The sequence below is a fragment of the Variovorax sp. Soil_C_39 genome, assembly GCF_057656815.1.
Genome location: NZ_JBDGJQ010000001.1, coordinates 389533 through 404741 on the forward strand (window position 1 = coordinate 389533; position 15209 = coordinate 404741).

The following is a 15209-nucleotide window of genomic DNA, read 5'->3' on the forward strand; positions in this document are numbered from 1 at the left end:
CGGAAGTTGTAGCCGATCGGCGTGACGGCGGCGCGTAGGACAAGTTCGCGCACTCGCTCGCTCGCCCGGAAGAATGTCAACGTCCGGCGATCGGCCAAGGGACGGCCACTTTGGCACAAGACGCGGCGGCGTGCACGGCGGCTGCGTATCATCCGTTCGATATGCAAAGCCCCAATGCCCCCGCCCGTGCGCACGTGGTCATCGTCGGCTGCGGTTTCGGCGGGCTCGAAGCCGCCCGCAAGCTCGAACGCGCCGATGTGGACGTGACGGTGATCGAGAAGACCAACCATCACCTGTTCCAGCCGCTGCTCTACCAGGTGGCCACGGCCGGCCTTGCGGCACCGTCGATCGCAGCCCCGGTGCGCGCGTTGTTCCGCCGGCAGCCGCGCATCACCACGCTGCTCGGCGATGTCGGCGCGATCGATCCGGCGGCACGTGCGGTGCATCTGGCCGACGGCAGCCGCGTGGCCTACGACCACCTCATCGTGGCCGCAGGCGCCACGCACAGCTACTTCGGCCATGACGAATGGGCACCGCTCGCGCCAGGCCTCAAGACGCTGGCCGATGCCTTCGAGATCCGCCGCCGCGTGCTGATGTCGTTCGAGGCGGCCGAGATCGAGACCGATCCGCAGCGCCGCCGCGCACGGCTGACCTTCGCGGTGATCGGCGCCGGACCGACCGGCGTCGAAATGGCCGGCACGCTGGCCGAGATCGCGCGCCACACGCTCGCGGGCGAATTCCGCCACATCGATCCGGGCAGCGCGCAGGTGCTGCTCATCGAAGGCGGCCCGCGTGTCTTGCAGGCGATGCCCGAGAGCCTGAGCCAGAAGGCGCTCGAGCAGCTCGAGCGGCTCGGCGTCGACGTGCGGCTCAATGCGCGCGTGACGGCCATCGATGCCGATGGCCTCGAAGTGCAGTCCGGAGGCGGCGGCGCCGATGGCGCGCCGCCCAACAGCTATCGCGTCGACAGCAGCTGCGTGGTGTGGGCCGCGGGCGTGGCGGCCTCGCCGCTCGGCCGCATGCTCGGCGAGGTGACCGGCGCCGAATGCGACCGCGCGGGACGCGTCAAGGTCGAGCCCGACCTGAGCCTGGCCGGGCATCCCGAGATCAGCGTGGTCGGAGACCTCGCGGCGGCGCTGAGCCACGCGCCCGGCCAGGTGCCGAAGCCGGTGCCCGGCGTGTCGCCTGCCGCCAAGCAGATGGGCCGCGCGGCGGCCGCAAACATCCTGCGCCGCATTGCCGGCGAGCCCACCGTGCCCTTTCGCTACCGCGACTACGGCAACCTCGCCACCATCGGCCGCAATTCAGCAGTGGTGGACCTCGGCACGCCGTTTGGTCCGCTGCGATTCAGCGGCCGGCTCGCGTGGCTCTTCTGGCTGTTTGCGCATGCCTACTTCCTGATCGGCTTTCGAAACCGCATCGTCGTGATGATGGACTGGGCGGGCGCCTACTGGAGCTTCCAGCGCAATGCACGCGTGGTCGCCGACGTGCAGGGCCGCAGCGAATCCTGAGATGTCGCTGGCCTTCTGGATCGCGTTGCATGCGCTCGATGCGGCGTTCTGGCTCTGGGTGCTGCGCTGGGGCGGCGCGGCCTGGCTCGAGGGCACCTTTGCCTCCGGCTTCCTGGTCAGCATCTTCGCGCCGCGCTGGAGCGCCGAAGGCCTGCGCATGTTCGCGCTGCTGATGCTCGTGGTGTGTGCGGTGAGCTTTGTCGCGGGGCTCTTCGTGCCGTCGCTGCGCTGCCTCTACGGCGGCGCCTGCTGAGCGCGGCAGCTCAGAACGGCGCAAAGCCCTCGGACCGGCTCTCGCGCTGGCGCTGGCGCCACTTCCAAGGCGGCGTGGGCCTGGCGCCAGCCCACAGCCCCACGCGCTTTTTGCGCGCGCTGCGCTGCAACTCGTCCAGCTTGCCGCCGTGCCGCGCGGCGCTGCCATGGAAGTCGTACACCCAGGCCCAGCCTTCCGTCACCATCCAGGTGGCGGCGTCCTGGCCGTCGCAGCGCACGTCGGCCACGGTGCGGCCGTAACGGTCGGTGTCGCGCTCGGTGATGAGTGCCTGCTCGAGGTAGCACAGCCGGCTCAGCGCCTGCCTGCTGCGCCGTCCGTAGGGTTGCGAGAACTCGGGCGCGTCGATGGCCGTGATGCGCACCCGGACCTCCTCGTACGACCCGATGCGCCCGCAGCGCGCCGTGAGCGTCTCGCCATCGCTGACGCCGACCACGAGGCAAGTCCGCGCAGCGGCCTGCGACGCGAGCGGCAGGGCCACCAGGACACAGCAGGCGAGCAGATGGCGAAAGAGGCGCAGGGGCATGGCAGGCGATGAAGAGAAGACCGTGGCGGCGAAAGCCACGGATTCTCCGCGCGAAGCGCCCGGGGCCGCGCCTGCGAACCGCCTGTTACGCGGCGGCGGCGGGTGTGGCCGAGGCGTTCTCGTCCTCTTGGAGCAGCCGCCACATCACCTTGCCGCTGCCGCTCTTGGGCAGCGCGTCGACGAACTGCACCTTGCGCGGGATCTTGTAGACCGCCATGTTCTCGCGGCACCAGTCGATGATCTCCTGCTCGGTGGTGTCCTTGTGCGTGGGGCGCAGCACCACCACCGCTTTCACCGACTCGCCGCGGTAGCTGTCCTTGGTGGAGATCACGCAGGCTTCCTGGATCGCCGGATGACGGAACATCAGCAGTTCCACCTCGGCCGGCCAGACCTTGAAGCCGCTCGCATTGATCATGCGCTTGAGCCGGTCGGTGATGAAGAAGTAGCCGTCCTCGTCCATGCGGCCCATGTCGCCCGAGCGGAAGAAGCGCTTGCCCTCGAACTCCACGAACGTCGCCCGCGTTGCGTCGGGGCGCTTCCAGTATCCCTGGAACACCTGCGGCCCACGGATGATGATCTCGCCCGATTCGCCGACCGGAAGTTCCGCCAGCGTGTCGGGGTCGACCACGCGCGCATCGGTGCTCATGAACGGAATGCCCAGGCACTGCTGCTTGGGATGGTCCGACGGATTGGTATGCGAGGGCGCGGCGGTTTCGGTGAGGCCGTAGCCTTCCTGGTACTTGAGCCCGTACTGCTCGAACAGGCGCTGCGCCACGGCCTGCGGCATCGCGGCACCGCCGCCGCCGATGTAGTTCATGCTCGAGAGGTCGTAGCCTGCGAAATTGGGACTGGCCATGAGGTCGATCACCATGGTCGGGATGTTGGTCCAGCTCGTGACCTTCCAGCGCGAGATCAGGCGCCCGGCCACCTCGCGATCCCAGCGCGGCATGACGACCAGCGTGGCTCCAGCGAGGATCGCGGTGTGCATCATGCTCACCACGCCCGTGATGTGGAACATCGGCACCACCGCTAGCACCACCGCCTCGGAGGTCGCCTGGCCCCAGAGCTGGCCCGCCACCGCGTTGTGCATCAGGTTCGAGTGGTGGTGCACGCAGCCCTTGGGCAGCCCCGTGGTGCCGCTGGTGTAGGGCAGCAGCGCCATGTCGTCGGCGCCCACCACGTGCGCGGGCGCGGCATGGCCGGCCGCGAGCGCATCGGTCCAGGCCGTGACCTGGCCGCCGTCGAGTTCGGGCAGCGCATGGCGCGTGCAGAGCCAGTCCTTCCAGGCCGGCGCGGGCGCGTCGTCGCCGCCCGCGTCGGCGTCGAAGGCATCGGTGAACTGCGTCACCACAAGGTGGGCCAGCCGCTCCTCAGGCGGCAGCGCATTGCTCGCCTTCGCCAATTCGCCCGCGAGATCGCCGGTGGTGATGGCCACCTTGGCGTCGGGATCGACGATGTAATGCTTGAGTTCCTCGGCGCGGTTCATCGGATTGACCGGCACCACCACCGCGTTGGCGCGCAGGATCGCGAAGTGCGCCACCACGAGCTGTGGGCAGTTCTGCATGTCGAGCACCACGCGGTCGCCGCGGTTCACGCCCAGCGCATGCAGCGCACCGGCCAGGCGCTCGACCTGGTCGGCCAGCTCGCGGTACGACGTCACCCGGCCGAAGAACACCAGCGCCGCCTTGTCCGGGTAGCGCGCCGCCGATGTCGCCAGGTTGTGCCACAGCGAGGTGGCGGGCACGGTGATCGAATGCGGCAGGCGCTTGGGCCAGAACGCGTGGTGCGGGCGTGTTTGCATGGTCGGTCGGGCGGGGAAAAGAAGACAAGGAAAAAAGGCAGGCCGCAGCCTAAGCCGAGCCGCGCGCCGCTCCCATCGGGGAAGCCCCCGGGGGCGTCACCTTGGCGACGCCGTCGCGTTTCCGGCATGGCGCAAGTGCGCCGCTACACTGCGAAAAAGGACTTAGAACCGGACCGGCCGCAGCGGCACGCGCCCTACAGAGACTGGAATGAAAGCAAACGAAGCAGGACCGACCTCCCCCGCCAAAAAAAGCCCGCGCAAGATCCCCGCGGATGGCAAGAAGGGGACCGGCACGCCTCGCCTTTCGAAAGAGGCGCGCGAGCAGCAGATCGTGCAGAAGGCGATCCAGGTTTTCGCGGAACGCGGCTTCAGCGCGAGCACGCACGAGATCGCGCGCGCGCTCGGCATCACCCAGCCGCTGCTCTACAACTACTTTCCGACCAAGGAAGCGCTGGTCGAGCGCGTCTACGACGAAGTGTTCGTGCGCAGATGGGATCCGGTCTGGGAAGACTGGCTGTCCGACAGCACGCAACCGCTGGCCGCCAGGCTCAAGCGCTACCTGAAGGACTATGCGCGCTTCGTGTTGAAGAGCGACTGGGTCCGCATCTTCATTTCGGCGGGCCTCTCGCGCGAAGGCATCAACCAGCGCTATGTCGCTCGACTGCGGGAGCGACACTTCCTGGTGATCGCGCGCGAGATGCGCAAGGAATACGGCATCCCGGAGCCCACCAGCGAGGAAGAGCTGGAGGACGAGATCGACCTGATCTGGTCCATGCACTCGGGGGTGTTCTACATCGGCGTGCGCAAGTGGATCTATGCGCTTCCGGTGCCCAAGAGCATCGATCGGGTGATCGACATGCGCGTCGACAGCTTCCTGCTGGGCGCACCGCAGGTGCTGAAGCGCTCACGCGAGATCGCGAGAGATCACCCCTCTTCCACGACCGGTCGCGCCGCAGCGCTTGCCGGCTCCGACACCGGCAAGCGCTGATCCTGGCGCTCAGGCCGGCTTGATCCGGACCGCCCGCTTGGGCCTGGACAGAAAAGCCAGGAATGCAAAGCCGATCGTGATGGCGCCCTGGAAAGCCCAGGCGGTGTCGAACCCCCAGCCGTCCGCGATCATGGTGAACAACGGCGGGACGGTGGCGCCACCGACGGCAACGATGCTCAGCATCAGCCCGATCGCCGTCGGTACATCGGAGATCAGGAAGCCGCTGTCGCGCTCACCCGGAATGGACACCCACGGCACGAATGCGGCGATAAGTGAAGCCCCGATGACAGCGGCAGCGATCTGGAGGCCCAGCAGGTCCAGGTGAGGGATCAGGAAAAACATGAGCGCTTCGACCGCGCAGGCGCCCACGAAGGTGGGAAGCAGCCCGAATGCGCGGTCGGACAGCCACCCCCCGATGAACCCACCCGCAATGCCGCTGAACATCAGGATGGCACCGATGCCTTCGGCCACGGAGGCGTCGACGTTCAGCGTCGTCTGCGCGTAGTGCGGCAACAGCTGCGCAGCGCTGAAGTAGCTGCCGTACGCGCCCAGCAGTGCCAGCCCCATGACCCAGAGCGTCGGATTGCCGAAGACGCGGCGCAGCGAGTTCTTGCCCAGGTGATGGCCCTCGAGCACATCGCCGCTCCCGCTCGGTGGCGTGGGAAAGAGTGCCAGCACGAAGACCAGCGTCGCCAGGCCGATGCCTGCGCCGATCGCCAACCCCTCCCGCCAACCGAGCGATGCAACGACCGGGCCCCAGCCGAACAGGCCGATGGCGGCGCCCAGGGTGAAGGCCCCGCCCTGGATCACACCGTTGGCCGTGGCGAGCTCCTTGCCGCGAAACCAGGCGGCGGTAAGACCGATGGCGCTGCCGATGAAGACCGAGCCGCCGACGCCGCAAAGCAGCCTCCCCGCCAGAAGGATCTCGTAGGACGGCGCCCAGGCCGAGACGGCCGCGCCGATCGTCTCGACCACGATCCCGAAGAGCATCGCGTTGCGCATGCCATAGCGCTCCGCCAGCCAGCCGCCGGGAATGTGCGCAATGCCGTATCCCGCGATGAAGGTGCCCACGATGACGCCCACCTGCGCAAACGACAGCTGCATCTCTTTCGCGATCTCGCCGAACGCCGGAACGATGCAGAACCAGTTCAGCGTGAACTGCAGGAACGCAATGAAGATGATTGCCAGTGCGGCCCAACGATTTTTCATGATGCTCTCTCGCCGTTGTTGAAGATTCAGGCATGGCTCGGCCCTGCAGGCGCCACGAGTGCGCCTGCAAAGGGCTGAAGCGTTATTGCGGCATTCCGGCATCGAAGCGCCGGGCCGCGCGGTTCAGGTCAGGCGCCTGCGACCGCGGACGGCGATGTGTAGAGCCTGTTCCAGAAGAGGAGCGGCCTTCTCTCGCTGGTCAACAGGTTCTTCACCGCCGCTATGAAGAGCCGGTGCGACCCGGCATCGGTGGTCGACACCACCGAGCACTCGGCGGAGATGGCGCCGCCGGCCATCAGCGGCTCACGCCCCGCGCCCTGGCTGATCCATTCGACGCAAGAGAAATCGTAGGGCTCGCCCGATCGCGGCCGTCCCGCGAACATGTCGGCAATGTGCGCCTGGTCGTCGGCGAGGATGTGCACGGCAAATGATCCGGTCGCCGTCATGGCGCTGCACATGCGGCTGTTCCGGTTGATGCACACCGACACCAAAGGCGGATCGGCGGAAACGGACAGGAACGAGCTGACCGTCAGTGCCATGCGCTGGCCGTCGGCCATCGTCGTGACCACGCAGACCGGCGACGCTGCCTGGCGCATGGCCGACAGGAACGATTCCTTGGAGACCGGCTCTGCATCCCGCGCGCAAGGCACCTCGCACGCGGTCCGGGACGGGAATGTCTGAAGCATTTGATCTTCCTTCCGTTAGTCGTCGAGCGCCTCGACACCGCACGGGAGACCGAGCAGGACGCGGCCGTACGTCGACGCGTTGACATCCCAGTTCTGCGTGATGTGGCGATTGGCCACCGTCATGTCGACTGCGCAGCGCGATATCGGGTTGCGCTCGTAGATCACGCCGCCGCCGCCGGCTTCGAGCACGAGGTTCACCGCCGATGCTGCGAGCTTTCCGGCGTAGGTGGCAATGGCCCGGTACCGCGTCCTGTCCTCGACGCTCGCGCTGCCGCCGCCCTTGTAGAGCACTTCGATTTCCGCCAGCACCGAGTAGATGAGCTGGCGCGCGGCCAGCACCTCGGTCCTGGCTTGCGCCACCTTGACCTGCTGTGTCGTGAAGCTCGCGACATTGCTGCCCGACATGGTGGAAGCGCGCTTGCGTGCGTTCTCGAGGTAGTACTCGACCGCTGCTTCCGCGATGCCGAGCGGGGCGCATCCGATGAAGCAGCCGAACATCGCGTACGGCGGCGCCTTGTACAGCCAGCTCGTGTTGAGCTTCGAACCGGGGCTGCGGCCGTTTCCCTTGAGGTCGTCCATGCCGACCGCCCTGTGCTCGGGCACGAAGACATCGGAGAAGGTGACGTCATGGCTCGACGAACCACGCAGCCCGATCGTGTACCAGGTGTCCAGGACCGTGATCTCGTTGCGCGGCACGACGAAATGCAGTTCCTTCGGCTTGCCCGAATCGTCCACCATGCAGTCGCCGGTGAAGATCACCCAGTCGGCGATCTCGACCCCGCTCACGAAGGGCCAGCGCCCCGTCAGCCGGTAGCCGCCGTCGACCTTCACCGCCTTGCCGATGCCGGGAATCAGGATGCCGCTCAGGAGCGCGTCGGGCGCCGAGCCCCAGACCTCTTCCTGGGCCTGCTCTGGCCAATTCGCGAGCTTCAGGTTGTGCTGCAGGTTCTGCGCCAGGATCCACGCCGTCGAACCGCAACCGTGGCCAACCTCCCGCAAGATGTCGGCGCCTTCGACCAAGCCACCTTCGGCCCCGCCATAGCGCCTGGGCTGCCACAGGCGGGCCACCCCCGAAGACTTGAGCCGCAGCCGCGTCTCTTCGGGCGGTCGGCGCATCGCGTCGGTCATCGGCGCCATCTCGCGCAGGAACGGGATCATCTCCCGCGCCCTCGCCACCAGTTCGGCGCCTTCGAGATGGCTGCTCGCGTTCTTTACCGGGTAGTCCATTGCACTTTCTCCTTGCTCAAGATGGCTGGGTGGTTGCGGGGTCAGGAAAGGATCGGGTCGACTCGAGGGTTTCGACGGGGAAGTTCAGTTCGATCGTGATGCCCGACGGATCTTCGAGAAACATCTGGTGCAGGCCCAGGCCCGGCACCGCTCGTTCGCGGTAGCTGATGTCGCCAGCCTCCAGCCTTTCCCGGAATTCCTCAAGGCCGTCGGCGAGAAAGGCAAGGTGGTCGATCACGCCCGTGCCAAGTTCGTCATCTTTCCTCGCGCCCAGGTAGGCGGCAAGGCCACTCCCGTCGCCGGCGGTGCCGATCAGATGCACGACGCCATGGTCCTGTTCATCTTCATCCTGGTAGAGCCAGGCACCGGGAAAGTCGAGGCGGGGTCGATAACCCTCGCGCAGGCCAAGGATCTCGACATAGAACTTCTTCGAGGCTTCGAGCTTCGATGTTCTGACCGAGTAGTGACCCAGTTTTCTAACGGGCATAGGGCTCCAATACAAATGATCAATCAATAAATTGTCATTTACGAGAATGGTTCAGCGCATGCGGAGCCGTAAGCCATTGTCTTAAATGATCGTTTGATAAATAGTACATCGCGCCCGCGGGCGTCTGCAAGCCTGGGAGAAACCCTCGGGCGCATGAGTCCGGTCGATCGGCCGAGATCGGGCCAGATGCGCGACTACAGACAGCCGGGGCTGTTCGAGCGATACAGGAGCCTTCTCAACTTCGAATCAGAGGAACCCCATGGCAGCAGAAAAGCACGCGAGCGTCCGCTGGGAAGGCGCCGGCAAGACCGGCAAGGGCCAGATCAGCACCGAGACCGGTGCACTCAAGGACTATCCCTACGGCTTCGCGAGCCGCTTCGAGGACGACCGGCGCGGCACCAACCCCGAGGAAATCGTCGGCGCGGCGCACGCGGCGTGCTTCACGATGGCCTTTGCCTTCGCGCTCGAGAAAGAGGGGCTCACGGCCACCCGCATCGACACGCGCGCCGCCGTGCGACTGGCCAAGGACGGCGAAGGCTTCAAGATCGATCGCATCGCGCTCGAGCTCGACGCGGCCGTGCCCCAGCTCGACGAGGCGAAGTTCCAGCAGATCGCCGCCGCAGCAAAGACCGGCTGCCCGCTGTCGAAGGCGCTCGCGAGCGTGCCCGAGATCACGTTGAAGGCGACGCTTTCGGCCTGATTGCCGCGTCGCCGAGGCCGGTCGCGACGCCGAGGCGTGCCGCGAGGTGCGCGGCGTCGTAGGGTGCATGCACCTTCACGTCGTTGTCGAAGTAGCAGTACACGTCGCGCGGCTTCCGTCCCGCGCCGCGGCGCGGGCCCGCGAGCCGTGCGTCCTTCACCTGGCGACCTTGGCGCCAGGCATCGATGCGCGCAGCCCAGCGGTCGAGTGCCGCGTCGTCGTAGCCGCTGGCGTAGAGCTCCTTGTCGCCATGCAGCCGCATGTAGACGAAATCGGTGCACAGGTCTTCGAGCAGGGGCCAGCGCCCCGCCGTGTCGGCCACCACCAGCGCCACGCCGTGCCGGCGCAGCATCGCGATGAACTCGGGGTTCTCGAAACTCGCATGCCGCACCTCGACCGCATGCCGCAGGCGCAGCCGCGCAGGCACCTCGAGGAAGGCGCGACCCTCGACCTTGTCGTCGTGCTGCCGCGCCAATGCGAGCGCCGAGCGGCCGTTGCGCGGCAGCAGCGAGAAGAAGTCGTCGAGCCGCTCTGCGTCGAACGAGAACGTGGGCGGCAGCTGCCACAGCATCGGCCCCAGCTTGGCCCCGAGCGCGAACACGCCCGACGCCAGGAAGTTGGCGAGCGGCGTGCGCACATCCTTAAGGCGCAGGATGTGCGTGAGGTAGCGCGGCCCCTTCACCGCGAACACGAAGCCGTCGGGGGTTGCGTCATGCCATGCCCGGTAAGACGCGGGGCGCTGCAGCGAATAGAACGAGCCGTTGATCTCGATCGTGGGCAGCATGCGCGAGGCGAACTCGAGCTCCTGCCGCTGGGCCAGGCCCTCGGGGTAGAAACGGCCGCGCCACGGCGCATAGCGCCAGCCCGAAATCCCGATCCGCGTCTCGCCTTGCATGGTTCGCCGTTGTCGTTCGGCTGGCGGCGGGTGCACGTAGGAAGATGCCCTGTCGCCAGGCCGGCCGCCCGGCGGCCGCGACAATGGGGGAACCGCACAGCCTGTGGCAAGCTCCGGAACGTATGCAGACCCCTCCTTCTTCTCTTCGGCATTCCCCATCCCGGCGCCGGCTGCTGCGCGCCCTGGGTGCCGCCGCGGCCCTGCCGCTGCCGCTCTCGGCGCTGGCCGGCTTCAATTTCTTCACGAGCGAATACACCGCGACCCGCGACGAGCTGCAGGCGCAGATCGCGAAGCGCTTTCCGGTGGCCGAACGCTATGCCGAGATCTTCATGGTCGGCCTGCGCGATCCGCAGCTGGGCCTGGATGCGCGCAGCAACCGCGCCGCCATCACGGCGATGTTGACGATCGCGAGCCCGCTGCTGGCGGCCTCGCCGGTGCAGGGCCTGGTGTCGGTCAGCAGCGCCTTGCGCTACGACGCGGCGGCGCGCGCCCTGCGACTCGACCAGCCCAAGGCCGAACGTCTGGAATTGCAGGGCGTGCAAGGCCGCGATGCGGAACGGCTGCAGAAGATCGGAGCGCTGGTGGCGCAGGAGCTGCTCCACGGACAGGTGCTGCGCAGCTTCACGGCCGAAGAGCTTACGGTCGGGCGCAGGACCTACGAGATCGGCGACATCACGGTCCAGGACGACGGCATCAAGGTACAGCTCAAATGACATCCCTTCTCTTCCGGCCGCGTGCCATCGTCGCGGCCTGCCTGGCCGGCGCGATGCTGGCCGCGGGCTGCGCGGCGATCATGCCGCACGCCAAGCAGCACTTCGACCTGCAGGCCCACCGCGGCGGCCGCGGCCTGGCACCCGAGAACACGCTGGCCGCGTTCTCGAACGCACTCGACCTCGGCGTGACCACGCTCGAACTCGACATCGGCCTCACCGCCGACGGCGTGGTCGTGGTTTCGCACGACACCCGCCTCAACCCCGACCACACGCGCGACGCGAACGGCGCCTGGCTCGCGCCGAAGAGCGGGCCCGCGGTCCGCGCGCTCACGGCCGCGCAACTGCAGGCCTACGACGTGGGCCGCCTCAACCCGGCGAGCAACTACGGCAAGCAGTTCGCGCTGCAGCTGCCGCGCGACGGCGAGCGCATTCCGACGCTGGCCGCGGTGTTCGACCTGGTGCGTGCGCGCGGCGCGCATGCCGCCACGGTGCGCTTCAACATCGAGACCAAGATCGATCCGACACGGCCCGACGAGACCGCCGCCCCGGAACCGATGGTGCGCGCGTTGCTCGCGGAGATCGACAAGGCGCAGATGGGCGGCCGCGTGACGGTCCAGAGCTTCGACTGGCGCACGCTCGCGCTGGTTGGACAGCTTGCGCCCCAATTGCCGCGCGCCTATCTGAGCTCCGCGCGCACGCTCAAGGACCGCCGCTGGACGGCCGGGCTCGATGCCGCGGCGTTCGCCTCGACGCCGCAGCTCGTGAAGGCCGCGGCGGGCGCCTCGCCGGGGCCCGTGAGCTGGTCGCCGGCGCACGCCGACCTCACGGCCGCGGCGGTCCGCGAAGCGCAGGGCCTCGGCATGAAGGTGCTGCCCTGGACCGTGAACCAGCGGGCCGACATGCTGCGGCTCATGGACTGGGGCGTGGACGGCATCATCACCGACTACCCCGACGTGCTGCGCGACCTGATGCGCGAGCGCGGCCTGTCGCTGCCGCCGCCCGGAAAGGCTGCTTCGTGAACGCCGAGGCAGTACGGCAGCTCGGCGCGATCGCCGCGCAGGTCGAGGCGCTGCGCAGGGGCAGCGGCGGCTCGGTCGCCGCGTTCTCGGGCGAAGCCCGCGCCAGCACCGAACTGCTCGCGGGCCTGCCGCCGCGCTATGGCGACGTGCTGCTGAACCTGCTCGACAGACTCGAATCGAGCGCGCTGTTCAGCGAGGAAAGCTGCTCCTTCAGCCAGAAGGACCTGCTCGACAACCTGCAGGTGTGGGTCGACAAGGCCCGCGCGCAACTCATCGACTGATGTTTCCGAAAGAACCTGCCATGCAACGACGCACCCTCTTGCTGCGCGCCGCCCCTGTGATCGCGCTGGGCGCCACCGCCACCTGGCCGCTTTCCGCCGCGGCCGCCGCGCCAATGATCGAGATATGGAAAGACCCGAACTGCGGCTGCTGCCAGGACTGGGTTGCGCACCTCGAGGCGAACGGCTTCGCGACCCGCGTGCACGACGACGGCAATGGCGCCGCGCGCGCACGGCTCGGCATTCCGACGGCGCTCGGTTCGTGCCACACCGGCCGGGTCGGCGGCTACGCGCTCGAAGGCCATGTGCCGGCCCGCGAGGTGCGCCGGCTGCTGCAGGAGAAACCGAAGGCGATCGGCCTTGCGGTGCCCGGCATGCCGATCGGTTCGCCAGGAATGGACGGCCCGGCCTATGGCGGCCGGCGCGATGCCTACGAGGTGCTGCTGGTGCAGGCCGACGGACGCAGCCGGGTCTACCAGACTTACCGCTGATCCAGCGGCACCGGTCAGCCGAAGCGCGCCGGGCTGAAGGCGTCGAGCGCTATCTCTGGCGCAACACCCGCCAGCAGTTGCGCCGCCAGCCGGCCGGTGCGCGCCGAGCCGCACAGGCCGACGTGGCCATGCCCGAAGGCGAGCACCACATCGCGGCTGGCCGCCACAGGCCCGATGCACGGCAGGCCATCGGGCAGGCTGGGCCGATGGCCGAGCCAGTGCGTCACCGCGACATCACCAGCCTGCGCCGCCGCCGCGGGAAACATCGACAGCAGGTGGCGGCGCAGGATCTCGGCCCGGCGCCAGTCGGGCGCGGCCTCGAGCCCGCCGATCTCGACCTGGCCGGCAGCGCGCAGGCCGCCGTTCATCCAGTGCGCAATGAGCTTGCCGTCGGCCGCCATCGTGGGCGTGCGCGGGCCGGCAGTGGCGCCTTCGATGACCACGTGGTAGCCGCGCTCCGATTCGAGCGGCACCGCCGAGCCCGCGGCCGCCGCAAGCGGCCCCGAGCGCGCGCCGGCGCAGATGGCCGCAGCGTCGCATTCGATCTCGCCGGCCTCGGTCTGCACCGCGCGCAGGCGCCCGCCCTCGATGCGGAAACCCGTGGCACGCGTGGCGGCGCGCTCGGCACCTGCGGCTTGCGCATGGCGCGCGAGCGCGGCCACGTAGGCACCCGGATCGCGGCAGTGACCCGCCTCGGGCACGAAGATGCCGAGCGTGTAGCGCTCGGCGAGGTCGGGCTCGCGCTGCCGCAGTTCCGCCGCTGGCCATTCCTCCCATTGCACGCCCGTACGCGCACGCACGCGCCAGGCGAGCGCATCGCTTTCGAACTCCTCGCGCGAGCGGTAGGCATGCAGCAGGCCGCGCTGCTCGATGAGCTGCGGCACGCCGGCCTCGGCGGCCAGTTGTGCATGCAGGGCCGGAGCGTCGGCCAGCAGCGTGCGCAATGCGTCGGCGGTGCGCTGCACGCGCGACTCGGTCCAGCCCGAGGCGAGATAGCGCAGCAGCCATGGCAAGGCGCGCGGCAGGTGGCGCCAGCGCACGGCCAGCGGCCCGAGCGGATCGGCGAGCCAGCCTGGCACCTTGCGCCAGGCACCGGGCAGCGCGGGCGGCACCACCGAATGCGACGACAGCCAGCCCGCGTTGCCGTAGCTCGTCGCGTGGGGACCGCCGGGTTCGCCAGGCTCGATCACGGTCACGCGCAGCCCCGCGCGCAGGGCCTCGATGGCGGTGGCGCTGCCAACCGCGCCGGCGCCGATCACGACGGCATGGCGCAGGACGGCGGGCGTGGAGAAACTTCTTGCAACTGTCATGACGCTGATCGTAGAGGGTGTGCGGCCCATAATCGGCCGCCATGCCCGTTCCGTCCCCCGCACACTCCTCGCCGGCTGCGCCGTCCTCCGGCGCCATCACCGATGTCGCCGGCATCGAGGTCGGCCACTTCTCGGACACCCGCCGCCCCACCGGCTGCACCGTGGTCCTCGCGCGCGAAGGCGCCGTGGCCGGTGTCGACGTGCGCGGGGCCGCGCCCGGCACGCGCGAGACCGACCTGCTCTCGCCCGGCAACCTGGTGCAGCAGGTGCACGGCATCGTGCTTGCAGGCGGCAGCGCCTGGGGCCTGGCCGCGGCCGACGGCGCGATGCGCTGGCTCGAGGAACGTGGGGTCGGGCTGGACGTGCGTTTCGGCACGCTGCCCATCGTGCCCGCCGCGGTGCTGTTCGACCTGCCGCTCGGCGATGCGCGCATCCGCCCCGATGCCGAGGCGGGCTACGCCGCGTGCGAGGCGGCAAGCCGCACGGCGCCGGCCGAAGGCAACGTCGGCGCCGGCAGCGGCGCCCTGGTCGGCAAGCTGTTCGGTTTGCAGAGCGCCATGAAGGGCGGCATCGGCACGGCCTCGGTCACGGTGGGCGGTGTGACGGTGGGCGCGTTGATCGCGGTGAACGCGCTCGGCGACGTGATCGACCCCGACACCGCGCAGCCGGTGGCCGGCGCGCGCACCGAAGACGGCCATGCACTGCGCGACACCCGCCGCGCCCTGCTGCGCGGCGAGCTGCCACGGCCGCTGCTCGCCGGCACCAACACCACGATCGGCGTGGTCGCGACCGATGCGGTGCTCACGAAGGTGCAGGCCAACCGCCTGGCCAGCGTGGCGCACGACGGCCTGGCGCGCGCCATCAACCCGGTACACACCATGAGCGACGGAGACACGCTGTTCGCGCTTGCCACCGGCCGCGTGCCCATCGACGGACCCGATGCCGGTACCCGGCCCGGCATGACGGTGCTCGGCACCATGGCCGCCGAGGTCGTGGCGCGCGCCACCCTGCGCGCCGTGCTGGCCGCGCGCGCGGTCACGGTCGGCGCGCTGCACTTCCCTTCCGCGGCCGACCTTGCGGCCGCAACGAAAGACTGA

Annotated in this window: 17 protein-coding genes; 9 read left to right on the forward strand and 8 right to left on the reverse strand. The window is 68.9% G+C overall.

The genetic code is table 11. From position 1 onward, the window contains the following. Positions 1-161 precede the first annotated feature (161 nt). Both AC3A6J_RS01800 and AC3A6J_RS01805 read left to right on the forward strand, forming a co-directional pair. Positions 162-1511, forward strand: coding sequence for an NAD(P)/FAD-dependent oxidoreductase (locus AC3A6J_RS01800; RefSeq protein ID WP_487858180.1), 1350 nt, complete (start codon positions 162-164; stop codon positions 1509-1511). Between the two features lies 1 nt (position 1512). Then, on the forward strand, positions 1513-1764 hold the full coding sequence (locus tag AC3A6J_RS01805) for a hypothetical protein (RefSeq protein ID WP_487858181.1): 252 nt from the start codon (positions 1513-1515) through the stop codon (positions 1762-1764). Between the two features lie 10 nt (positions 1765-1774). Here AC3A6J_RS01805 and AC3A6J_RS01810 read toward each other — a convergent pair whose 3' ends face one another. Next, positions 1775-2308 (reverse strand): thermonuclease family protein, encoded by a 534-nt coding sequence (locus AC3A6J_RS01810; protein WP_487858182.1) that lies wholly within the window; start codon positions 2306-2308, stop codon positions 1775-1777. Between the two features lie 85 nt (positions 2309-2393). Continuing rightward, positions 2394-4109: a long-chain fatty acid--CoA ligase gene (locus AC3A6J_RS01815; RefSeq protein WP_487858183.1), complete on the reverse strand. Its 1716-nt coding sequence runs from the start codon at positions 4107-4109 to the stop codon at positions 2394-2396. A gap of 208 nt (positions 4110-4317) precedes the next feature. On the opposite strand from AC3A6J_RS01815, the gene AC3A6J_RS01820 reads away from it, so the two are divergent. Continuing rightward, entirely contained in the window at positions 4318-5097 is a 780-nt protein-coding gene (locus AC3A6J_RS01820; protein ID WP_487858184.1) for a TetR/AcrR family transcriptional regulator, read from the forward strand. A 9-nt stretch (positions 5098-5106) separates the two neighbouring features. Here the strand turns inward: AC3A6J_RS01820 and AC3A6J_RS01825 are convergent, their stop codons facing one another. From AC3A6J_RS01825 to AC3A6J_RS01840, 4 genes are read right to left on the reverse strand one after another with little or no spacing between them, the layout of a single operon-like run. Beyond that, a complete protein-coding gene (locus tag AC3A6J_RS01825) occupies positions 5107-6408 on the reverse strand; it encodes an MFS transporter (protein WP_487858185.1) in 1302 nt (433 codons plus the stop codon). A gap of 26 nt (positions 6409-6434) precedes the next feature. Further along, on the reverse strand, positions 6435-6992 hold the full coding sequence (locus tag AC3A6J_RS01830) for a flavin reductase family protein (protein WP_487858186.1): 558 nt from the start codon (positions 6990-6992) through the stop codon (positions 6435-6437). Between the two features lie 15 nt (positions 6993-7007). Further along, complete coding sequence (locus tag AC3A6J_RS01835; protein ID WP_487858187.1) at positions 7008-8219, reverse strand: acyl-CoA dehydrogenase family protein; 1212 nt, start codon at positions 8217-8219, stop codon at positions 7008-7010. 16 nt (positions 8220-8235) lie between these two features. Beyond that, entirely contained in the window at positions 8236-8706 is a 471-nt protein-coding gene (locus AC3A6J_RS01840) for a VOC family protein (RefSeq protein ID WP_487858188.1), read from the reverse strand. 259 nt (positions 8707-8965) lie between these two features. On the opposite strand from AC3A6J_RS01840, the gene AC3A6J_RS01845 reads away from it, so the two are divergent. Then, positions 8966-9406, forward strand: coding sequence for an OsmC family protein (locus AC3A6J_RS01845; protein ID WP_487858189.1), 441 nt, complete (start codon positions 8966-8968; stop codon positions 9404-9406). Here AC3A6J_RS01845 and AC3A6J_RS01850 read toward each other — a convergent pair. Then, entirely contained in the window at positions 9378-10301 is a 924-nt protein-coding gene (locus AC3A6J_RS01850; protein WP_487858190.1) for a DUF72 domain-containing protein, read from the reverse strand. The two genes, AC3A6J_RS01845 and AC3A6J_RS01850, sit on opposite strands and share 29 nt — an antisense overlap. Before the next feature lie 122 nt (positions 10302-10423). On the opposite strand from AC3A6J_RS01850, the gene AC3A6J_RS01855 reads away from it, so the two are divergent. Genes AC3A6J_RS01855 through AC3A6J_RS01870 form a run of 4 tightly spaced genes read left to right on the forward strand, consistent with a single transcriptional unit; the run spans position 10424 to position 12802 of the window. Further along, positions 10424-11014 (forward strand): DUF1439 domain-containing protein, encoded by a 591-nt coding sequence (locus tag AC3A6J_RS01855; protein ID WP_487858191.1) that lies wholly within the window; start codon positions 10424-10426, stop codon positions 11012-11014. Next, positions 11011-12033 (forward strand): glycerophosphodiester phosphodiesterase, encoded by a 1023-nt coding sequence (locus AC3A6J_RS01860; RefSeq protein WP_487858192.1) that lies wholly within the window; start codon positions 11011-11013, stop codon positions 12031-12033. The genes AC3A6J_RS01855 and AC3A6J_RS01860 overlap by 4 nt, the downstream gene beginning before the upstream one ends. A 50-nt stretch (positions 12034-12083) precedes the next feature. Then, positions 12084-12314 carry a hypothetical protein gene (locus AC3A6J_RS01865; RefSeq protein ID WP_487858624.1) on the forward strand — a complete coding sequence of 77 codons (231 nt, stop codon included), beginning with the start codon at positions 12084-12086 and terminating at the stop codon, positions 12312-12314. Positions 12315-12334: 20 nt separating this feature from the next. Continuing rightward, positions 12335-12802 carry a DUF411 domain-containing protein gene (locus AC3A6J_RS01870; protein WP_487858193.1) on the forward strand — a complete coding sequence of 156 codons (468 nt, stop codon included), beginning with the start codon at positions 12335-12337 and terminating at the stop codon, positions 12800-12802. Positions 12803-12816: 14 nt separating this feature from the next. On the opposite strand, the gene AC3A6J_RS01875 is transcribed toward AC3A6J_RS01870, so the two are convergent. Further along, positions 12817-14112, reverse strand: a complete 1296-nt coding sequence (locus AC3A6J_RS01875) for an NAD(P)/FAD-dependent oxidoreductase (RefSeq protein WP_487858194.1) — start codon at positions 14110-14112, stop codon at positions 12817-12819. A gap of 41 nt (positions 14113-14153) precedes the next feature. Here AC3A6J_RS01875 and AC3A6J_RS01880 point away from each other — a divergent pair, with 41 nt between their 5' ends. After that, positions 14154-15209, forward strand: a complete 1056-nt coding sequence (locus AC3A6J_RS01880; protein ID WP_487858195.1) for a P1 family peptidase — start codon at positions 14154-14156, stop codon at positions 15207-15209.